The 15,694-nt window shown below is 63.7% G+C and carries 13 protein-coding genes; 8 read left to right on the forward strand and 5 right to left on the reverse strand.

Going from position 1 to position 15,694, the window contains the following annotated elements; genetic code table 11:
* Positions 1 to 2,780: arabinosyltransferase (locus RJ05_RS00835; protein ID WP_036531782.1), on the forward strand; the 2,780-nt coding region annotated here is incomplete at its 5' end.
* 85 nt (positions 2,781 to 2,865) lie between these two features.
* On the opposite strand, the gene RJ05_RS31590 is transcribed toward RJ05_RS00835, so the two are convergent.
* Both RJ05_RS31590 and RJ05_RS00840 read right to left on the reverse strand, forming a co-directional pair.
* Positions 2,866 to 3,027 (reverse strand): hypothetical protein, encoded by a 162-nt coding sequence (locus RJ05_RS31590; protein ID WP_014348450.1) that lies wholly within the window; start codon positions 3,025 to 3,027, stop codon positions 2,866 to 2,868.
* Between the two features lie 206 nt (positions 3,028 to 3,233).
* The gene (locus tag RJ05_RS00840; RefSeq protein WP_036531784.1) at positions 3,234 to 3,671 is read right to left on the reverse strand and encodes a DUF4254 domain-containing protein; all 438 of its coding nucleotides are present in this window, start codon (positions 3,669 to 3,671) and stop codon (positions 3,234 to 3,236) included.
* 396 nt (positions 3,672 to 4,067) lie between these two features.
* Between RJ05_RS00840 and RJ05_RS00845 the strand changes: the two genes are divergently transcribed.
* Positions 4,068 to 5,306, forward strand: a complete 1,239-nt coding sequence (locus tag RJ05_RS00845; protein WP_138445705.1) for an NsdA family TPR-like regulatory protein — start codon at positions 4,068 to 4,070, stop codon at positions 5,304 to 5,306.
* Here the strand turns inward: RJ05_RS00845 and RJ05_RS00850 are convergent.
* A complete protein-coding gene (locus RJ05_RS00850; RefSeq protein WP_036531788.1) occupies positions 5,290 to 5,994 on the reverse strand; it encodes a 2'-5' RNA ligase family protein in 705 nt (234 codons plus the stop codon). The genes RJ05_RS00845 and RJ05_RS00850 overlap by 17 nt on opposite strands.
* A gap of 192 nt (positions 5,995 to 6,186) precedes the next feature.
* On the opposite strand from RJ05_RS00850, the gene RJ05_RS00855 reads away from it, so the two are divergent.
* From RJ05_RS00855 to RJ05_RS29705, 3 genes are read left to right on the forward strand one after another with little or no spacing between them, the layout of a single operon-like run.
* Positions 6,187 to 6,585 (forward strand): hypothetical protein, encoded by a 399-nt coding sequence (locus RJ05_RS00855; protein ID WP_051016035.1) that lies wholly within the window; start codon positions 6,187 to 6,189, stop codon positions 6,583 to 6,585.
* 8 nt (positions 6,586 to 6,593) lie between these two features.
* Entirely contained in the window at positions 6,594 to 7,199 is a 606-nt protein-coding gene (locus RJ05_RS29700; RefSeq protein WP_081597098.1) for a DUF3558 domain-containing protein, read from the forward strand.
* A 33-nt stretch (positions 7,200 to 7,232) separates the two neighbouring features.
* Positions 7,233 to 7,880 carry a DUF3558 family protein gene (locus RJ05_RS29705; RefSeq protein WP_162140616.1) on the forward strand — a complete coding sequence of 216 codons (648 nt, stop codon included), beginning with the start codon at positions 7,233 to 7,235 and terminating at the stop codon, positions 7,878 to 7,880.
* Between the two features lie 436 nt (positions 7,881 to 8,316).
* On the opposite strand, the gene RJ05_RS00860 is transcribed toward RJ05_RS29705, so the two are convergent.
* Together RJ05_RS00860 and RJ05_RS00865 are read right to left on the reverse strand one after the other, a co-directional pair.
* Complete coding sequence (locus RJ05_RS00860) at positions 8,317 to 10,842, reverse strand: TPR repeat domain-containing protein (protein WP_036531790.1); 2,526 nt, start codon at positions 10,840 to 10,842, stop codon at positions 8,317 to 8,319.
* A gap of 6 nt (positions 10,843 to 10,848) precedes the next feature.
* Positions 10,849 to 11,151: a hypothetical protein gene (locus RJ05_RS00865; RefSeq protein ID WP_051016037.1), complete on the reverse strand. Its 303-nt coding sequence runs from the start codon at positions 11,149 to 11,151 to the stop codon at positions 10,849 to 10,851.
* 198 nt (positions 11,152 to 11,349) lie between these two features.
* Between RJ05_RS00865 and RJ05_RS30645 the strand changes: the two genes are divergently transcribed.
* From RJ05_RS30645 to RJ05_RS00880, 3 genes are all read left to right on the forward strand, one after another.
* Complete coding sequence (locus tag RJ05_RS30645) at positions 11,350 to 13,293, forward strand: hypothetical protein (protein ID WP_138445706.1); 1,944 nt, start codon at positions 11,350 to 11,352, stop codon at positions 13,291 to 13,293.
* Positions 13,290 to 14,048 carry an ESX secretion-associated protein EspG gene (locus tag RJ05_RS00875; RefSeq protein ID WP_081597100.1) on the forward strand — a complete coding sequence of 253 codons (759 nt, stop codon included), beginning with the start codon at positions 13,290 to 13,292 and terminating at the stop codon, positions 14,046 to 14,048. Before RJ05_RS30645 ends, RJ05_RS00875 begins: the two co-directional genes overlap by 4 nt.
* Positions 14,049 to 14,153: 105 nt before the next feature.
* Positions 14,154 to 15,641 (forward strand): HNH endonuclease signature motif containing protein, encoded by a 1,488-nt coding sequence (locus RJ05_RS00880; protein WP_051016039.1) that lies wholly within the window; start codon positions 14,154 to 14,156, stop codon positions 15,639 to 15,641.
* Positions 15,642 to 15,694: the final 53 nt, after the last annotated feature.

Genomic DNA, 15,694 nt, shown 5'->3' on the forward strand with positions numbered 1-15,694 from the left:
AGGGTCAGTTGCTCGGCGATCTGCGGCCGCAGGTGGTCGGTGTCTTCACCGATCTCCAGGGCGAGGTGCCGGCCGGCCTGGCCTTCGACACCACCATCGACACCCGCTACAGCTCCACGCCGACCGCGATCAAGATGATCGCGATGATCGCGGCGGTGCTGTGCACGTTGATCGCGCTGGCGGCGCTGGCCCGCCTGGACACCAGCGACGGCCGCGGTCACCGCCGGTTCCTGCCCGCACACTGGTTCAAGCCGACCTGGGCCGACGGCGCCGTCATCGGCACGCTGCTGGTCTGGCATTTCGTCGGCGCCAACACCTCCGACGACGGCTACATCCTGAGCATGGTCCGGGTCGCGCCGGACGCCGGCTACATGGCCAACTACTTCCGCTGGTACGGCGTCCCCGAGGCCCCGTTCGGCTGGTACTACTACGTCATCCAGCTCTTCGCCGAGGTGTCGACGGCCAGCCCGTGGGTGCGTCTGCCCGCGCTGGCCTGCGCGATCCTGTGCTGGATGGTGATCAGCCGCGAGGTGGTGCCCCGGCTGGGTCGCGGGGTGCGCAACAGCCGGGTGGCGCTGTGGACCGGTGGCCTGGTGTTCCTGGCCTTCTGGCTGCCGTTCGACAACGGCCTGCGCTCGGAGCCGATCGTCGCGCTCGGTGCGCTGCTGACCTGGGTCTCGATCGAGCGGGCCATCGCCACCGGACGGCTGCTGCCCGCCGCGGCCGCGGTGCTGATCGCCGCGTTCACCCTCGCCGCCGCGCCGACCGGCCTGATGTGTGTGGCCGCGTTGCTGGCCGGTATCCGTCCGATGGTCAAGATCGTGGTGCGCAAGCGGCGCGAACACGGGACGCTGCCGTTGCTCGCGCCCATCGCCGCCGCCGGATTGCTGGTGTTGACCGTCGTCTACAGCGATCAGACCTTCGCAGGCATCCAGGAAGCCAACCGGGTCCGCCAGGCGACCGGCCCCAACCTGGCCTGGTACGAGGACTACCTGCGCTACTACTACCTGTTCGTGGAGACCGTCGACGGTTCGGTTTCGCGCCGGTTCGCCTTCCTGGTGATGCTGCTGTGCCTGTTCACCACCATGCTGGTGCTGCTGCGCCGGCGCCGGGTTCCCGGTATCGCCAGCGCTCCGACCTGGCGGTTGATGGGCATCGTGTTCGGAACGATCTTCTTCATGATGTTCAACCCGACCAAGTGGACCCACCACTTCGGCGCCTACGCCGGCATCGCCGGTTCCCTGGCGGCGGTGACGGCGGTCGCGGTGTCGGCCAGTGCGCTGCGCGCGCGCAAGAACCGGGCGATCTTCCTGGCCGGTCTGCTGTTCGTGCTCGCGGTGGCGTTCTCCGGGATCAACGGCTACTGGTACGTCTCCAGCTTCGGGGTGCCGTGGTTCGACAAGCGGGTCTCGGTCAGCGGCATCCAGTCCAACACCGTCATCCTGATCCTGTTCGGGCTGGCACTGGCGCTGGTGGCCTGGCACGCGCTGCGCGAGGGGTACGCGAAACCGCCGAGCTCGCCGCGGTCGGCGCGCGGGCGGCGCATCCGCAAGTTCGCCGCCATCCCGTTGACGCTGGTCGCCGCCGCGATGGTGCTGTTCGAGGTGCTCTCGCTGGTCAAGGGCGCGTACTCGCAGTACCCCGGCTATTCGCTGGCGCGTTCGAACTTCGACGCGATCACCGGTTCGAGCTGCGGTCTGGCCAATGACGTGCTGGTCGAGGCCGATCCCAACGGTGGACGGCTGACCCCGATCATCGATCCGGCGAACCCGCCGACCAACCCGAACGATCCGCTGGCCGGCGTCGACCCGGTGGGCTTCGATCCCAACGGTGTGCCCGACGATCTGTCCGCCGACGCCGTCGAGGTGAAGCCGGGCACCGGCAACACCTCCACCCAGTCGGTGGGCGCCGCGTTCGCCGAGGGGCAGAGCGCGGGCACCGGCGGCGGTCAGGGCGCGCTCGGCGTCAACGGCAGCACCGTCGCGCTGCCGTTCGGGCTCGACCCGGCGACCACGCCCGTGCTCGGTAGCTACCAGAACGGTGTGCAGAAGCCGGCCTTCGTGACGTCGAGCTGGTACGGGCTGCCGGAGCGGTCCGAGGACAAGCCGCTGATCGTCATCTCGGCGGCCGGGCGCATCCTGTCCTACGACGACACCGGCGCCATGCAGTACGGCCAGTCGCTGACCGTGGATTACGGCAAGCGTCAGCCCGATGGCAGCGTCACCCCGCTGGGCACCTACCTGCCCCGCGATATCGGCCCGTTCCCGTCCTGGCGCAACCTGCGGGTGCCGCTGGACGAGATCGCCCCCGAGGCCGACGCGGTCCGCATCGTCGCCAACGACCCGATCCTGATCGGCGACCAGTGGCTGGCCTTCACCCCGCCGCGGGTGCCGACCCTGGAATCGGCCAACAGCTTCCTCGGTTCCGAGCAGCCGATCCTGCTGGACTGGGCGGTCGGCCTCCAGTTCCCCTGCCAGCGCCCCTTCGCCCACCACAACGGTGTCGCCGAGGTCCCGCGCTACCGCATCCTGCCCGACCGCCCGCTGGCCGTCAGCTCCACCGACACCTGGCAGGCCGAAGAGTTCGGTGGCCCGCTCGGCTTCTCCCAGATGCTTGCGAAGTCGGTCGCCGTCCCCACCTACCTGAAGGACGACTGGGCCCGCGACTGGGGTTCCCTGGAGCGCTACGACCAGTACTACGAGGCCGTCCCGGCCGAGTTGGAAACCGGCACCGAAACGCGCTCGGGTCTGTGGCAGCCGGGCAAGCTCCGGGTCTTCTGAGCAGGACCCGCGATTGACGAAGGGCGGCGCTCGTCTCTATGACGAACGCCGCCCTTTTTCCGGTGGCTGGTGGGGTGTTCGCTGGCTACACGTTGGTGAGGCGCCTGCCGAGTTCGCGGCGTAACACCTCTTGGTCGGGTAGGCGGTTGAGCACCCGTAGCACCGACGGGCGCAGTTCTCGTTGCTCCTCGTCGGTGAGCAGTCCGACGAGATCGCGCAGGGGCATATCTTCGAAGGCCGGAGTCATAGGTTCAACTGTACGACTCGACGCTGGGTAAATCCTGAGATCGAAACAAGCAGTAGCGCAACGTTTCCCGGGCCGACACTGAGTGACCGGTGAGTTACTGCCCGGTATCGCCGGTCGCCGGAAAATCTATCCTTCCGCGGGCGTGATTACCCACGAGAGGGAAGGGGACCCGCTTGCTGTCCAGACCGTCGGCAGGTCCGAACGGATCAATCAGGGTGCCCTGAGAAGTCCGGCAAGCGGCGCGTACCGAGCCTGAGCTCATGCGACAGGTCACCGTAGCCGAGCGCGACCTCGGAGAGGCGATGCCATGCGAAGTGGAGCTCCCATGGCCTGCAGCCGTTGGCGAGCTCCGCGCGAGCGAGCACCGAGAAGCGAGCCAGGCGGTCGATCACGCAGCCCATCGTCTCGGTGTGCATGTAAGCCGCCCCGAGTGGGGGAGGCATCGAACTCGACACCCAGCGGTCGATCCGCTGCCTCAGGATCGCTCGGTGAGAATCGGATTCGGCCATAGCAACGGGAGATGCTTCGGTCTGCGCCGCGTGCAGAGCGGCAAGCTCGTGCGCAGCCTCCAGAACTGGATGCGGCTGGCGGACAGAGCCTGCGCAGGCGGCGAGGACAAGGTCTTTCGACGGCAGGGTGATCATTGTGTTCCTGACTTATGGGATTGACAGCGCTCAGCCGAGCACGGTCGACAGTGTTTGAAGCGCGGCGAGGTACCGAGGGCAGTCCGGTCCATGGGCGGCGTGCGCAGTGAGTACGGATGTGGCCTGCGTCCAATCCATGTGCATTGGTGCGGAAGAACAATCAGGGTCCTGCGTCTCCTCGTGTGATGTTTCCTTTGGCATGAGAGGCTCCGGCGGTGCGATGTGGATTCCAGATGCCCGGCTTTCCGGGCGGTGAGGAAACCATCTCTCCAGGCCAGTGGAGATTTAAGGCACACGACCGCTACGTAGCCTCTACGCTGTGCGCACGGGATCGAGCGAGCTAAGGGTGGGTGGATCGTGATCGTTACCGAATGGACCGGAGTCGAGGTACGGGCGATGCGTATCGCAGCGTTGCGCCTCTCCCAGCAAGCCATGGCCGAGCTACTCGGGTTCACCGAAGCGGTGGTGAGCAAGTGGGAGAGGCGCGGCGCGTCCATCACGCTCGGCCAGCAGTACGCAGAGGCAATGGACACGCTGCTGCGTCGCCTCGATGACGACCAGCGCAGCCGTTTCACCGCTGCCCTGCATGGCACTTCTGCGCCGACCAGCCCATCCGAGGCACGTGGCGAATTGTTCGAGCCGGTTGCGGCGATCGTGGAGCGAACCCAGCGATTGGCCGAGTTGGATGCCGACGACCACTTTGCCGACACGGTGGAGCTGGCGATGATGGATCTGCTCGACCGCTACGAATCCGAGGGTCCGCAACGGTTGGCGCCCGAGGCGGTGGCGCTGCGCCAGCGAGTTGACGCAGCGCTGCACCGTCGTCGGCACCCGCATCACCTTCGACGCCTGAACGCGCTGGCCGCGCGCCTATCCGGCGTCCTCGGGTACATGGCCGTCAACCGCGGCAGGTTCGGACTGGCGAAACTGTATTGCCGTGAGGCGTACATCCTCGCCGCACATATCGACGACCGTGAGCTACTTGCCTGGATCAAGGGAACCGAAAGCTTCTGCGCCTACTACATGGGCGACTTCCGCAGCTCCGCGTCACTGGCAGGCGAAGGTATCGAGCTGGCGGGAGCCGGTCCGCAATCGATCCGGCTGTACTCCAACGGACTTGCACGTGCCCTCGGCAAGCTCGGCGATGTCGCAGGGGTCGACCGCGCCGTCGATCAGGCGGCTGCCCTCGCCGAAATCCACGGCACCGGACCACGACTCACACCCGCGCTGACGTTTGCGCCATACGGGCGCGCCCGAATGATGGCCAATGCGGCGACGGCCTACCTCTCGGCGGGCCAGTACGACAAGACATTCGCATACGGGCACCAGATCGAGGAACACATCGAGGAATCGGACTCGACTTGGAGCCGATCCTTGGTCAGCCTCGATGTCGCGACCGCCCTCAGCCGCAAGGCCGACCCAGATCTGGAACAGGCTGTGCACCTGGGGATCAAGGCGCTGTCGGTGACCTCCGACCGTCCGATCCGATCGGTGTGGCAGCGCGCCCAAGAACTGGGCGCGGCAGTGCGATCGGTGCCGTCGGCCGCGTCGAGCGAATACCTCGACTACCTTCGGGGATGGTCGGCAGCAGCGCGTGAGATCTCAGGCCCAGAGGTGTCTATCCAGTCAGGCTGATCGCGGCGCGGGTATCCCATCGGTATGCATGTTCTTCGCGCCGGAGTTCGACCAGATCGACTGTGTCGACGCTGACTTGCACCGGCGGCAGATCATGCAGCGCCGCGACCCTTTCGACCAAGCCACTGGCCGGCTGTGGGGCATTCAGGTAGCCGATGCCCAGATGCGGACGAAAGTGTGTCGGTCTGGGCTTTATGTCGGGAAGAATGCGGGCTGCGCCGTCGAACAGGCGACGGTGAAGTTCGAGCAGAGGATCCCAGGGAGCTACCGAGAACCGCACAGCGCTTCGCGATCCGGCCAGCGGCCCGACAAGGAGCTCGAAGGACGCGAACCCAGCAAGCCGTTCCTCGGCCGCAGCCACCACTTCTCTCAGTCGGCGCTCGGACACATCCGCGGCCTCGCCAATCCCCAGCAGGGTGATGTGCAACCCGTCATGGGGAACCGGATCCAGACCGTCATCGCTGAGAAACTCCTGGCACTTCCGCGCGAGCGCCGCCAGCCTCGCGTCGTCGAAGGTCAGGTACCAGTAATAGGCGCGATGCCCCGTAGGCCATGCCTTCAGTTCCCAGTGACTCTGGAGGCTTTCGAGCCCGGAAAACGCAGCCCAATCGTTGGCGTGGATGATGGCCGGATCAGCTGTGGAACTGGGCATCGCCGCAGGAAAGGCGCGGTTTGCCTGATCACTCATGCCGACGGCGTGCTTTCTCGGAGGCGGGCCTGGATGACCGCAAGTGTAGGTGCAACCGAGTCGCCCCGCCGCCGCATAAGACTCGCCCACAACGACCCATACTGATCAACCGCACCCGTCCGCTCCTGCCGGACACACAGCCCGCAGGTTCTGATAGCGTCGGCGCAAACCACTGGGATTGGGGGTTGGCGAGTGGCCGAGGGTGGCATCGACTACGGGCAGACGCAGATCGCCGCGTTCAACGCGGCCGCAGCAACCGGAACGATTCGGTATGAAGAGGGCGTGGCGCGGGATGCGGCGGCGCAGTACGACAACATGATTGATGGACTGTTCGCGGTCCGAGACAAGATGCGTCAGGCAACGAACCATACGAGCTTCGGCGGGCTCGAGTCAGCAAAGCAACTGCAACAGGGGTTTGCCGCGAAGGCTGCTGACGGAATAGATGTAATCGACAAATTGATCGAAGGTGCTATGCGTCTGAAAGAAGCGTATCTTCGAGCGGGAAACCTCATCCTTGACGCTGATGCACAGAATGCAGCAACAACACGGTTTGTTGCAGATGTAAATTCGACGGGTGGTGCGCAGTCGTGAATCGACTAATGCCGTTGGCGATCAGCGTCTCTGCACTGCTCTTCCTCGCCGCATGTGACAGCAGCACGGATAATGGTAGTCCATCCGATTCGACCACACCTGCTCTCCCCTCGGCGACACCCAAGGTCGCAGTCTCCGTGAGCCCGGCGCCGACTCAACGAAACGATTCCGGTAGGCCTCTGGTCAAGTTCGACCCGTGTGTGGGCGTGGGGGATGATGTAGTCGCCAAGGCAGGTTTCGATCCAGAATCGCGTGAGCGTAGCGACATGACCTTCGATACCTACTCATTCATCGGCTGCAGGTTCGGTGACAAAGAGATGGTCGGCGGGCAGAAGCGGACGGTCCGGACGCTGTTGATAACTTCTTCGAACATTACACTCGATGAATTTCGAGAAAGATACCGTGACACTTCGACTGACGTAGTAGTGGGTGGCCGTCCAGCTCTTAGGTACGACAATCCCGAGATTCATGGTGGGGATTGCAACATTGCAATCGCGTTCGGTGACGGGGTGCTCGATCTTTCAAAAGGCACACGAGCGGCATTCACAGACGAAGGCCGATGTGATGGGATTCAAGAGATCGCAGAGACGATCTCGTCAGCACTTCCGCAGTGAGCATGCCCCATTGGCATTATGTCGCGGCTCTGCATGCCGTCCGACATTCTTGGAGAACTGGAGCTCGCCGAATTGAAGCGAATTTTGTATACACTTCTGGTCGCTCTGACCTGCACATCGTGCGCACATGATGAGGCGTCCAGCGAGGCCTCGGCTTCAGGTGTTGCTTCTGATATGCCCAAGGTCGCAGTCCCTGTTGGGACGGCTCCGTCTGTGTACGAACAGGTTGAGCGAGGCATAGAAATCGACCCCTGCCTACAACTCAGCGATAAAATCGTTGATCGTGCAGGCTTCGACCCCGGGACGCGACGGCGGCGTGATTCTGTCCTTGAACCAAACTCCCCATACTCTTTCATTGGCTGCCATTTTCAATTCAAGGAAGAAAATGGGACTGGTCAACATTATAATCGCGGAGTGACAGTAATGTCGTCAAATATCCAGCTGCTGAAACTTCGTGAAAGGTATGTGGGTAGCTCCACCGAGATCGAGCTCAGCGGACGTTCGGGTTTCAAATACACAGTTTACCAAGGGTCGGATGAGGAGTGCCACGTCGCGCTGGAGTCCTCCGACGGCGTTCTTGATATCGGGAAGACTGCGAGTTCGCCAGCGGCTGGCGAGGGCGAAGCTTGCGTCCGGATCGAGGAGGTGGCAAAAATTCTCGCCGATTCTCTGCCGAATTAGATAGAATGGCTGACCTAATTTTCGGTCGAGCGGACGGAGGGTGTGTGGTGTTCCATCATGCTGACCGGGAGGCGCCCGTCTCCTCGGCCCTGCCCCCTGCGTCAATTACCTTATCACCGACAACACCTAATCGTTGGGCGAACCTGGAGATGGCCTCGATCATCTGTAGTTAAGAGTGGAACTCGATTCTGCCACTCTGTTAGCCCATGATGGTCGGAATTTGCAGCGATGCCGATATTCAGTGATTCAGCAACAATTCCGCGATATATTTTTCTAGCCCGGCAGTCCTTGGATGACTTCCCATGTGCTCGACGGAGGTGGATAGGCCACCGTTTCTTCGTTGAAGATTCCACACGATGTCACTGGAATTGAGCCCACTGCGACGGCGCCGGCGGATGCGATGCGGCCGATCATGGACTTTATTTTATGACTCCGCTCATTCTTCGGCCTTCCGCCCGGTTAGGATTATGTCGAGGCTTGTGCGATCTTTACCGGCGCCTTGTAGAACTTCGATACCGTGGGTCTGGTCATAATCTGTCGTTACCTGCCCCAAGCCAACGTTGCTGATGAAATCGTCAAGAGCATCGTGTGTGGCGGTGGGAAGGGAGGAATCTATTCCTTCCTCGGTTACGTTGATGGGCTTTCCTGTGTAAGGGTTCATAAGTTCAGGCGGGATCGGGTGGCCGGCATTGAATGCTGAATTCAGAATTTCTTGCTTGAAGTCGCGTGCTGCCTGCGCATTTATCTCGGTGATGTTCGGGTATTGGACTTCCATCAGTTCAGGTTTGGGGACAAAGCTGTCTATTGCAGCTTCGGTTGCCTTGTCCTTCAGTACGTCGGCAACCTGGCCTGCTACCGGTCCGCCGGGCGCGGTCGCGGGCACCTCGATTAGACCGATGGTCGAGTCGGCTACGAACTGGGCAGCCGCCTTCCTGGTTTCGTAGATGCTCACCTGATGGTCGTTGTAAGTTTTGATTGCATTTTGGTCCTGGAACGTCATTGCGTTCTCTGCCGCATTTGTTATACGTCCGTCGAGGTGGGCGACCGCATTGAACTGCTGGGAAAAGTCTGATGGAACTTTTCCATCGCCAGTTCGTAGGGCCTCTGTCAATAGATTGCTCTCATACAGCTGACGCGAGACCTCGAGGGTCATTCGTCCCTGGTCGGATTGGCTGGCCAGAAATAGTAGGCGGTTCGCTTCGGTTGTTTCTAGTTGGGTTTCGTTGGAGCCTTCGAGGAAGGCTGTATTTCCGAAAGATCTCGCGTACGTATCGATGTTGGAGCCCATCACCTGAGCAAGCGCATTCGACATCTCGGGATTCGCTGCGAACATCTTGGCATTGTTCTCGAATGAGTCCGCATCGATCTGGAGACCGCCTCGGTGGACGCTCGGGGCGCCATCAGGCGAATCCGGATCATGCATGGGAGTAAAGACCTCGGGCAGTTCTGCGATCGTCCGCCTCGCCAGGATCGCTTGCTCGGTGAGCTTACCGTCAGGCCCGGTTTCATGACTTTCGGTCGCGGTCCAGTCGAACAGCTGCGCCGCGGCTTTACCGTCGTCAGACCACTCGCGCCCGAACACCGTCGCCGCGAACTCATCGCGGTTGAATGGTTGCGGCTTGTACTCGCCTGCTGCCGGAGAAGGACCGGCGACCTCCGGTAAGCCTTCGCCGCTGAGCAGCGCGGCGTTGGCTTCGAAGTTGCGTGCTCCGACAGACAACAGGTTGCTCGCGCCGTTTTCGATGGCCTTCTCGTCGTCTTCGGTGTAGCCGGGAGGCCAACGATCGCCGAAACTGTCGAAGTAGCCGACCATGCTGGCGGCCTGACGGGACATCTCGACACCCATGGTCTTGCCGGGCGGGATATCCGGGTCGGCCTGAGCGACGAGATCTCCGAGCTGGGTCAGCTCCGCGAACTTCTTCGGCTGATCACCAGTCGTTGAGAGATCGGCGTACTCGTTCCAACGGCCGGACACTAGGTCGCGCATATCCTGCGGGAGGGCCTCATAACCACCCGGCGACTGAAGCTTGCCGTTGGAATCTCGGCCGGTGCCGATCTTCTCGTTCGAGACAACCAGGAGGCCGTTGGCCAGCGCGTCCCTACGTGCCGCCGCGACCGGGTTACCAGCGGTCTCTTGTGTCTTCAGGTGCTCACTCAGTGCCAGCACGCCGTCTTTGCCTGCACCCTGGAAGAATTCCCGGTAGTACTGCTGGGTCGATGCGGGCACGGTGGACAGCTCGCCCCCGTTTGCGAGGATCTGCATGTCATTCTCGGTGAGAATGCCCTGCGGCAGTCTGCTGGCGATTTGGTCGAGGACAGCCGGATCGACGGTGCCATCGGGACGGATCGCAGCGGCTACTGCCTGGCCGTCTTCCTTGCCGAGCGCCCCCGAATCTGCCGGTGCTGCGGTCGGAGCGTCAATGCCATCGCCCAATTGGTCGCCTCGGACCCGAATCTCCTGGGTCGCAGTAGTAATCGCGGTGCTGACCTCGCTCACCGCATTGACCAAGCTGTGGTAGGCGGTGTTGATCAGCGCCTGGTGTGCGTGGACTTTGTCGGTAGCCTTCTTGCGGTCGTCGGCTGAAAGATGTGCACCGATCCCAGTGCACGCCACCACCCACTTGTCGCTCACCGTCAGCGGGATCGGAGACTCCAGGTCATTCTCCGCATCACTCACCTTCCCGAGCAGCAATCGCTTCTCGTTGGCCAGCCGCTGATCCGCAGCACGGAGCGCCGCAGCCACATCGCGGATCTCCTGGGACAGCTTGCGTCCCTGGTCGTGTTCCTCGGTGAAGCGGTCGGACGCCGCGTCGTGCGCCTTGCCCGACCATGAGGTCCCCGTGAAGTGGGTGAGGATCTGGCCGAGCTGGGTCTCGTAGAACTGGGTGTCGGTCTCGAGCTCGGTCGCCCACTCGGAGAGTTTTTCGGGCTTCCAGTTGTTGATGTCGTTGCGAGTCGGCATCGCAGGCTACCCCCGGCCCTTGAAGTCCATGGTGTCGAGCTTCTTTTTGAAGTCTTCGTCGGTCATCTGCATGTTGTCCGCGCACTCTTTGACGAGTGTGGACAGGGCCTGGATGCGCTGGGCGACGCGGAGCCAGGCCCCTTCGGTGAACTCGCCGGTCTGTGCGCAGACTTGTCCGAGCGAGCAGCCGGGCAGGGCGGCGCCGATCTGGTCGCCCGCAGTGCGTACGTCGATCTTGTCGATTTCCTGGCCGACGGTGTCCAGGGTTGTCGCCAGCTTCTTGAGCTGGTCGATATCGGCTTGAATCATGTGACGTCCCCCTCCTCGGCTCGAGCCGTCGGACCGGCGTGCCGTGAATGTTCAGCTGCGCCGGAACAATATCGGAGACCGGGCAACGGGTGCCAGACGGCGCCGGTCGGCCGCGGCGATAGTCGTCCGCGTGTTAATGTGCCGGGACGGAGCGCAGTTGGCCGGGCAGTGTGTGAAGGGGATGCGAAGGGGGCCGCGATGGGCGGGCAGGATGGCGCGGGGGCGCAGCTACCACCAGCGAGTTCGATCCCGATTCCGGGGTTCCAGGAACTGATCGTCTCGAAGGAGTCCCAGAACGCTGCCGGTCGTGTCGCCACCTCGATGGATCGCGCGGCGTACTACGACTCAAATCTCGCTGACCTGGGTGCAGGCGCCGACCCGGACTACGTGAGCACAATCGAGCACTTCGAGGGCATGACTCACGCGGCGATGTACCAGGCCGTGCACGGACCCGGGGGCATCGATGCAGCTGGCATGCGGACTCTTCAGCGGGTATGGCAGGAGTGCTCCTCTGACCTACTGAATCTGTCCATGTTCAACCTGATGGGTCTGAATCGGATTTTTGGTTCTGGTGATTGGCAGGGGGAGAGCGCCAACGCTGCGGAGGCCGCGGCGATGCAATTCGGCAACGCTGCGAACCAGATCGGCCAAGTGTTCAGTTCGGTGAATGCGCGGCTCGACGCGTTGGCATGGGCGGCCGAGGCGGTACGGACCGCGATCCAGCCACCCGCAGCATCGCCTTATCCGGTGGCCGACCCTGACAACCCTGAGCAGTCGTCGGCACCGGGCCTGATCAACCCCGAGTACGCCGACAGCGACCGTGCGGCACGGGAACTCGCTCGACAAGAGGCCGTCCGAGTGATGAACACCCTGTACAAACCGAATTTTCCGCCGGCAGGGTCCGGCGTGCCCACCTACGTCGAGGTCCCCCAGATCGGCGGTGGAGATGGCTCATCCAGCGGGTATCCGACCAGCGGCGGTACGAATGGCCTCGGCGGCCCGGGTGGTACGCCGCTTGGTGGAGACGCCGGTCAACCCGGCGCCGGTGCTCCGCCTGGACAGACGTCTCCGGAACCTGGCCAGGGGCCGCCAAAGACCGGCTTGGAGGGCCTGGGCCTACCGGAGGGGCTAGGACTCCCGGAGGGCTTGCTGCCGGGTACCGACAGCACGACACCGGCGTCGACCACCGCTGCCGGCCTCGGTCCCAATGCGGCGTCGTCGCCGAATTCGGGCGGTTTGGGCAGCTCGGGACCGGTCGGATCGGGACCAGGCGTGGATGGATCGGATCGGGCGGGTCGCTCACTTCCGGACGGCGGGGGACCTGGTTCCTCTCGACCAGGCGCGCCGGGCGCGGGTACCGGCCTCGCGCCGGGAGCTGCGGGTGCTGGTTCGCGTCCGGGCTCCGGCGCGCGGGGAATGCCGATGGCCCCGATGGCCCCGGGCGGGCGCCGCGACAGCAGCAGCGATAACGAATCCGAACACACCGCTCCGGACTACCTGCGCGGCGTATCCGACGAGTGGACAGAAGGTCTCGGCAGCCCGGTAGGGGTTATCGGCGAAGGTCTCGAGCCAGAGTTCGACTCGCCAACGCACGGTGCGGCCGATTACCGCCCGCAAGAAGTGCCGTCCACCCAGTCCGCGTCCTGGCAATTGCCTGAGACGAACGTGCCCGTTTCGCAGACCGGCGGCGCGCCTGGATCGGGAACTACTGCTCCAGAGGCTGATTGGGATCTCGGCTTCGGCTCGGACGACTCCACCGATAGCTATATTCCCGCGCTGAGCGATACACCTGGTCAGGCCGCTGCGACGCACATTGCTAGTACCGCGCCGGCGAGCGCGACAGGGGTTTCTGAGATGTTCACGGTCACCGGTGCCGGGCCGATGATGGACGAACCAGCCGCAACGCCGCCTCCGGAAGAGCCGGAGATTTTCACCGTCTCCGGGACTGGTCCGATGATGGATGATCCTCCGTCGGCAGCGAATACCGACGCGGACACACCATTCAATGTGTCCGGTGTCGGCCCGATGATGGACGACTCCGATCCTGCGCGCGGGGAAGCAGCCGCTGAGCCTGAGATCTTCACCGTTTCGGGGGTTGGTCCGATGATGGACGAACCAACCGAGGACACCGGCCGACCGTGACGAGAACGAAGTGGATATTCACTCCCGACGAATTTGCCTGGGTGTGGGGTGAAACCGGGCACGACGAGTACCCGGACCCGATCAGCATCATCGAATCCGCCACGACCGAAGACGAATACGCCCGGATCGTCGAGCCGATCAAAGCCCGCTACCCACGGTTTGGCGACCCGGACCTCACAGGACCCTTGCGCGTCCTGGCGGATCCCGAGCTCCGGATCATCTGTGCGGGCCATTCGCACCGTTCGAACAAGCGTGCGCGTTCAGTCGGTGCGCTATCCGGCGAGCTCGGTGTCATCCTTTTCCAGAAGTCGGGCGCGTCACCAGAGTTCGGTGGTGACATCCAGCTCGTCGTTACCAGCCGCGAGGGCCTACCGAAGCAGTTCGCCGTGACGCTGCCGCCGGCGCAGCCCGGTGCGGCAGGCGACATGGTCGGCTACACGCCGCGCGTCCGTGGTGAGGAGCCGCCGAGCTCCTGGGGGCGATCCCGCAATGACGAACTGCCCGTCGAGGAGCGCATACGTGCTCTGCTCCGGGCGCCACGTAGCGCCGAAGGCTATCTCAAGGTGATGACTCACCTGCAAACAAGCCGACCACAGCCGCCGATCTACCTGAGCTGGATCGATGTCCGCGACGATCATCCGGCAGCTGGTCGGTACTTGATCGATATCAATCATCACGACACCAAGCTCAAAGCCGCGACCGTGGATGCGACAGCTGGGGCGCTGGCTCGGAGGGCGGGGCTCGGGCAGCGCTGAGGCGGGTACACCTCCCTCGTTCCGGTCGCTTGTCCAGTGTGAATGCGTGCAGTTCAGATCCTGTTTTCCCTAGTGGTGGGCGCTGATGTGCGATAGTATTCGAACATGCTTTCGAGCGAGGGGGAAACCGAGGCTGGTGTAGCGGCATTGCATGCTGCGGTGGTCTCGCTGCTCGAGTCGCCGCTCACCCCGTTATCCGATGACGGGGTCGTCGCCGTGATGCGGCAGGTGGAGCGGTGCGCGCGGATGCTGACCGCGGTGCAGCATCGGCTGCTGGTCGAGGCCGGGGAACGGTCATTACCGGCGCGGGCGGGGTCGAAGTCGTTGAAGCGGTTCCTGATGGAGACCCTGCGGCTGGCCAGCGCAGACGCGGGTGCCCGGGTGCATCAAGCGGTGCAGGTGGCGACATTCCACGACATGGGCGGCGACCCGGTCGACCCCCGGATGCCGCACACCGCACAGGCTTTGATATCAGGAGACATCTCCGCCGACCACGCTCGTGGCATTGCGAACGTACTGCACAAGGTTCCGAACGGGGTTTCGCGAGATGAACGTGAGGCCGCCGAGCAGATCTTGACCGACTTCGCCCGCGCCGGTTCTCCGGATGACATCGGCAAGGTCGGTGACCGCATTCTGGCCCACCTCGATCCCGATGGGCGCCTCACCACCGATAATGACCGGGCCCGGATGCGGGGCATTACGATCGGGCGTCAACGCGCCGACGGGATGAGCCCCATTCGTGGTGACATTGATCCGGTACTGCGGGCATTGCTCGATCCGTTGCTGGCCAAGTTCGCCCGCCCGGGCATGTGTAACCCGGATGATCCGGAGAGCCCGGTCGCCGATGGAGATCACGTGGATCCGGCTGTGCTGGCCGACGCAGCGGGCCGCGATCACCGCTCGACTGCGCAACGCAATCACGACGCGGTCCGGGCATTGCTGGAATCCGGGATTATCGCCGAGCGGCTCGGTTCCCACCGGGGCGTACCGGTCACCACCGTGCTGACCCTCACCGTCGACGACATCGAGACCGCATCCGGGGTCGCCACAACCGCCACGGGCGGCACCGTCCCCATGCGTGACGCGCTGGTCATGGCGCAGCGGTCGCTGCCGTTTCTAGCGGTGTTCGACCACGCCGGGCTGCCGCTGCACCTGGGTCGCAGCAAACGCCTCGCCTCCCGCGCGCAACGGCTTGCATTGATCGCCGCGCTGCACGGCTGCTCACGGCCCGGATGCGACGCACCCGCCAGCCTGTGCGCGGTCCACCACGTCCTCGACTACCGCAAGGGCGGCACCACCGACATCAACAACCTCACCCTCGCCTGCGACAACTGCCACGCCCTCATTCACGACGGCCCTGGAGGATGGAAAACCCGCACCGAAGGCCCCCGCTCACCCCACGCCGGCCGCACCGCCTGGATCGCACCACCCCACATCGACCCGCAACAGAAGCCGCGCATCAATCACCGGCACCACGCCAACGAACTACTCGCCGAAGTACTCTCACGAATCCACCTGCGCAATGAGCGATCCCGCGACCGTCGCAGGCATCGGACGTGTGAGCACGCTTCGCCGACACCCACCGCGGCCTGATTGACACGCGAAATGCGTGGTAGTGCCGTGCTGTGCTGCCTTCGACAACCACT

Source organism: Nocardia cyriacigeorgica NBRC 100375 (genome assembly GCF_000308555.1).
GTDB lineage: Bacteria > Actinomycetota > Actinomycetes > Mycobacteriales > Mycobacteriaceae > Nocardia > Nocardia cyriacigeorgica.